The 4555-nt window shown below is 41.3% G+C and carries 9 protein-coding genes; 1 reads left to right on the top strand and 8 read right to left on the bottom strand.

Annotated features, from left to right (window positions below):
* Positions 1-224: transposase family protein (locus BU200_RS10030; RefSeq protein WP_142237021.1), on the top strand; the 224-nt coding region annotated here is incomplete at its 5' end.
* On the opposite strand, the gene BU200_RS10025 is transcribed toward BU200_RS10030, so the two are convergent.
* The 8 genes from BU200_RS10025 to BU200_RS11410 all read right to left on the bottom strand — a co-directional run.
* Positions 225-659: a hypothetical protein gene (locus BU200_RS10025; RefSeq protein ID WP_244912653.1), complete on the bottom strand. Its 435-nt coding sequence runs from the start codon at positions 657-659 to the stop codon at positions 225-227. It lies immediately after the preceding gene.
* Between the two features lie 115 nt (positions 660-774).
* Positions 775-1071: a hypothetical protein gene (locus BU200_RS10020; protein ID WP_075099994.1), complete on the bottom strand. Its 297-nt coding sequence runs from the start codon at positions 1069-1071 to the stop codon at positions 775-777.
* A 40-nt stretch (positions 1072-1111) separates the two neighbouring features.
* Positions 1112-1528 carry a DUF5945 family protein gene (locus BU200_RS10015; RefSeq protein ID WP_075099993.1) on the bottom strand — a complete coding sequence of 139 codons (417 nt, stop codon included), beginning with the start codon at positions 1526-1528 and terminating at the stop codon, positions 1112-1114.
* Entirely contained in the window at positions 1525-1761 is a 237-nt protein-coding gene (locus BU200_RS10010; protein WP_075099995.1) for a DUF5965 family protein, read from the bottom strand. Before BU200_RS10010 ends, BU200_RS10015 begins: the two co-directional genes overlap by 4 nt.
* 65 nt (positions 1762-1826) lie before the next feature.
* Complete coding sequence (locus tag BU200_RS10005; protein WP_075099992.1) at positions 1827-2906, bottom strand: toprim domain-containing protein; 1080 nt, start codon at positions 2904-2906, stop codon at positions 1827-1829.
* A 40-nt stretch (positions 2907-2946) separates the two neighbouring features.
* Positions 2947-3591 (bottom strand): hypothetical protein, encoded by a 645-nt coding sequence (locus BU200_RS10000; protein WP_075099991.1) that lies wholly within the window; start codon positions 3589-3591, stop codon positions 2947-2949.
* Positions 3592-3854: 263 nt separating this feature from the next.
* Positions 3855-4079 carry a Blp family class II bacteriocin gene (locus BU200_RS09995; protein WP_075099990.1) on the bottom strand — a complete coding sequence of 75 codons (225 nt, stop codon included), beginning with the start codon at positions 4077-4079 and terminating at the stop codon, positions 3855-3857.
* Between the two features lie 283 nt (positions 4080-4362).
* The coding region (locus tag BU200_RS11410; RefSeq protein ID WP_211268964.1) for a hypothetical protein at positions 4363-4555 on the bottom strand (193 nt) is incomplete at its 5' end.

The following is a 4555-nucleotide window of genomic DNA, read 5'->3' as shown; positions in this document are numbered from 1 at the left end:
ATGAAAATAGCTTTATTCCAGCTAAGAACTCAAAACATCACAGATTGACGGAAGAGGAAAAGCAACTAAATCGTGAGATGGCAGCGATTCGTATCCAAATTGAGCATTTCAATGCGAAGTTTAAGACGTTTCAAATCATGAAACAAGACTATCGTGGTCGGAGAAAACGTTTTGAAATACGTGCTGAGTTAATTTGTGGGATTATTAATTTTGAAACCAAGTAGTTACCGAACAAGTCTATTGTAGCCAATCGTCAGAGCATCAGCTGTACTCTTCTTCAAAAAAACTTCGATACGCTCCAGTATCTCTTGAAGAAAATTTCTAAAGTAGCTATCGAATAAGTAAACTCTTTTTGCTTCTATATATTTTCTATCCACCAACTTTCCATATTGAGAAAAGGATTGAAAATCTGTATCTCGTAAAAAATCAACACAATCCTGTTTATAAAAGTCATCATTCCCATCGTACTCGAAAGACCAGTTAGAGTTTTCTTTCATGTGGACATATAACTGTTCTTCAGTTAAAGCTGGCTCAAGAGAACATTTTAATTGAGTTGGTGCTAATACTGGTCTATAAACCAACCTAGTTTTATCAGTAATATCTAAATCTAACGGCAAATAGTCCTTAAAATTTATTAATTCAAATACATTATTAGGCATAAAATATCTCTCCACAATATGAAAAAAGGCCACCTAGTTATACATTGCTGTACCTTCGATGACTTCTAATCTAACTAAATTATACCACAAGATCCCCTACTAAGCAAGAAATAATTTACTTCTTACTCTGCTTAAACTGCTCAATCCGTTTTTCTAGCTCTTCTGTCTTTAATGTTGCTCTGGCAATCTCAATACGGTCATCCAGGCTTTCTTCCTGAATGACTGGGCTTACTGGTTCAGAGGGATGTACCTGATTTTCCTGCTGCTTCTGGTCAAAGACTAGATTGATGAGCTTCTCAACCTTGTCTAACTCTGTATCCGTCATGGCTGATAAGGTATGAATCAAAGACTTGAAACGGTCTGATGATGGTGAAACATTCTTCTCTTTAGGTTTGAATAGGTCTCTTAACATGCTGCTCCTTTCAAAAAACAGTCCCAGGAGGACTGTTCGCTTAGACAAGTGTATCCATCGCCTTTAGAATGGCGGTGATGGTTTTGATGGTGTTGCCTTTCTCATTGACCAAGCCCTGCAAGTGGTCAAGCTCCTGTTGGTAGCTGCTCATGTCTGCTTCGTGGCTGGCAAGTTGCTTCTGAAGGTGGTCCTTATACAAGGTAGCAGGGTCTTGGTCTAAGGTGGGACTTAAAGTAACTGTTGGTGGCACTTTGAACATTTCCTGCGAGGCTTGGTGCTTGTCACCAGCCTTTAGCTTCTGGAATTCTGCCTGATAATCAATCCCTTCTGTGGCGGGACTTGGTGCTGGGTCACCTTTACCAAAAAGTGCCGCAACCTTTGCTCGTTCCTGGTCTGGGGTAGTTGGTGTTGCTTGGTCTAGTGAACCATCATAGGTCCAGTCTGTTTGTGTCGTCATTCTGTTCTCCTTGTATCATTAGATTCTTGTGAGGTATGTGGTTTGGTCATTTTCCCAAAAGCTCGCTCTAAAGCCTCGTCAAAGCGTATTTGACTGCTAGCTTGACAAGTGATAAAGGTTGAGTACATGGCTTCCTGAAGTTGGTCCTGATAGGTGTTAAGGCGTTCCTCTTCTCTAGCCACTTTCTCGGCCTGTTTCTTAACTTTTTCTTCTAGGCGAGCCACTTGGCTCAAACTCATAGGCATTCCTCCTTCTTTGGGTTTGGGTCTAGCTTATCAGAGGCATCTTGATTTTTTCATCACAAGTCAAGAGTGGGAGTTCTAGGAGAATAGACAGCCTGGGAACGCTCCTCATAAAACTGACAGAGCCAATCGTCCAAACTAGGTTCCGACTTTCGCCTCATCAACTCCTCATTCCAATCAGCTTTGCCATCTAGTAGACCTAAAGGTGGTAAATCCTGCTCAAGGGGAAAGCCCTGGTCTCTTAACTTCTCAATAAAGCCTCGCCCTGCCTTATCATGATCGACAGCCAAGGTCAAGAGATGATTATGCTGATTAAAATAGGTGGTCGTCTGTAAAATCACATCCAGATAGTGACTTAATCGTCCCTTGTCCAACTCATCAAGAAAGCTAAAATCTCTCTTTTCCTCCGAAGCTAGACGGATCACATGGTAGGCAATAACGCTTTTCTTTAATCCTTCCATCGAGACCAGACGGACATCCGATAGCTCTTCCTTATGGCATTCATAATAACTCATCAAATCAATGGCAGATTCCGCAAAGACAAGCCGCTTGGGTTTACCTATAGTCAAACTAATCCCTGCATAATCATGAGAGCCTTTCATGATTTTCTTGAGCCGTCCCCGCTTGTATCTGTCTGGGTGTTCTTCAATCCCCTGAAGACTGGCTCCTACCAATCGCCCATGATGGTCCTTGCTCTTAAACACGACTACAGGCTCTGTATGGTTGTCGCTCTGCCATTGCCCCTGGGCAAGAAGTCCTTGCCTGATGGTCTCATCAGATAAGTGACGGATGGTCTTGAGATAAGTGCGAGCAGAACTAAAGTCCTTACTTTCAGGAAGATAATAGCGAAACGGTTCTAGTTTTAACGCCTGAACCTCCTGCTCTGGAAAATCGCCCTTGTCCAAAAAGTGAATGGCTTCCTTGAAGCTAACCCCTGCTATCAGCTGGACAAAATCAATGACATCGCCCTGAATATCCCGTGAAAACCACTTGAAGGTATTGATGTTGGTAAAAATCTTGAAAGAATCGTGTTCTACCTGCTCGTAAAGGGTGCTGGATAGGCGTTTCAGAGGAATACCCAAGGCCCCTGCCACGTCAACAATGGACTTCTTCTTAATCGTCTCTAATGTTATCATCTTATTCTCCTATCAAAAAAGCAGAAGCACAGCCTTCTGCTTAGGGTGTTGTGGTTGAAACTGGCAATTCAGGAATCGCTTCTGGCTCTGGTGTCGTCTTTTGTGCTTGAGTAAGAGCTTCTGATAAATCTGTCGAATAGGTTTGAAGATGGTTGACCAAGAGCTTATCTCCCGGTTTAGTGTAGGTCAAGCGTAAGAGGCGTTTCTCCACTTGATTGGTCTGAGCCTTGTCTTTTTGTTCCAAATCTGGAATGTAGGTCACTGTATAAGACACCTCGGCTAAGACCTCATTTGAAGCATGATTGAGGTAAATATCAGCCTCCTGATACTGATAGTCCAAGATATAGTCCTTATAGACCTGCTGGAGGGTATCTTCTTGGCGAGTCAATTCTTCACGGTAGGCTGAATCCGTCAAATAAGGCTTGATGCGCTTGTTATTTTCGCCAAGTTGTTTCTTGGTGAAGTAGTGACGGAGAAACGCCTTGACACCCTCTTGGGATAAGCGACTAGACTTCTCTTTTTGGGCCTGCTCCTCTTGTAGCTTCTTGGCCTCTTGCTTGATAGCTGCCCTGGTCTCGTTGGTCACACTCTGTTTTCCTAGACTGTAACCCATGGTCGAGACAAAGGCCAGTAAAGCAAGACTAGCTACACTCACTAGAACGATCTGCTTAGTTTTATCAATCATCTGTTTTTCCTCTTTTCTGTCATGATAGACCAAGCATACAATAAGGAGATTGGGGATTTTATCACAGGTCTTCAAAATAAAAAAAAACGCATCATATCAAGTTTTAAAACATCGATATGACGCACTTGGTCGTAAAGACTAATATTTAGATTTATGCTTTAATTTTTCAAGAAACCTCTTCCTTTCCTCCTTGAAAATTTCTCTAAATATGTAATAAATTATTATGCTAGAAATAAACAAATGACATATGAATTTTATCATTATTACCACCAGCAGGTTGCTAAATAAGCTGCAGCACCTCCTACAGCTCCAAAATTATAACCTACAGCCATTGTCAATGGACCTCCAGGAATTCCTCCGATAACCCCTGTAATCATACCTTTTATCACAGCTTTACCGGCTCCTTGTTGAGTACAACCACCGCCCTCAACAGTCGCAAGCAATTCAGTGTCCAAAAGTTCAAATTGTGAAATTGTTTGTGTATTCATGATGAATACCTCCTTATGTTTTCTGTTTTTTATTGGTTTGTCTATTGCAACTTGACACTCTCAGTATACCACTCTTCTTACAAAAATAATCACCATTTCCTGAACAGTCATTTAACTTTCCTGAATGAGAAAAACATTACCGTTCAAGACTAAAATTTAGGCGTTCAAGAAAAAGGCACCAGCCAAAGCTGATGCCGCTAACGAGTAACTTATGTCTATCCAGTCTTGAGTAACATGCTCAGACGTTTAATGACCATCTTACTCAAGGGCACCTCTAAAAACTTCAAGTAGTTGTTAAGTAAGCCCTATTTGTAAGCATTAATTCCAGTAAGCTTCGCTTTCGAAGCTTATACTCAATAAAAAATAATGATACGTGATATAATAGAAATATGAAACCAACAGATTTTAAATTAAGCCCAGCAGACACTGCTCTTCTATCAAAAGCCCTCCAAACAGCTAAAACCAAATCTTTCCAT

The organism is Streptococcus acidominimus, assembly GCF_001921825.1.
Taxonomy (GTDB): domain Bacteria; phylum Bacillota; class Bacilli; order Lactobacillales; family Streptococcaceae; genus Streptococcus; species Streptococcus acidominimus.
The sequence above is the reverse complement of the archived record's forward strand: the minus strand, read 5'-3'. Positions and strand labels throughout refer to the sequence as shown.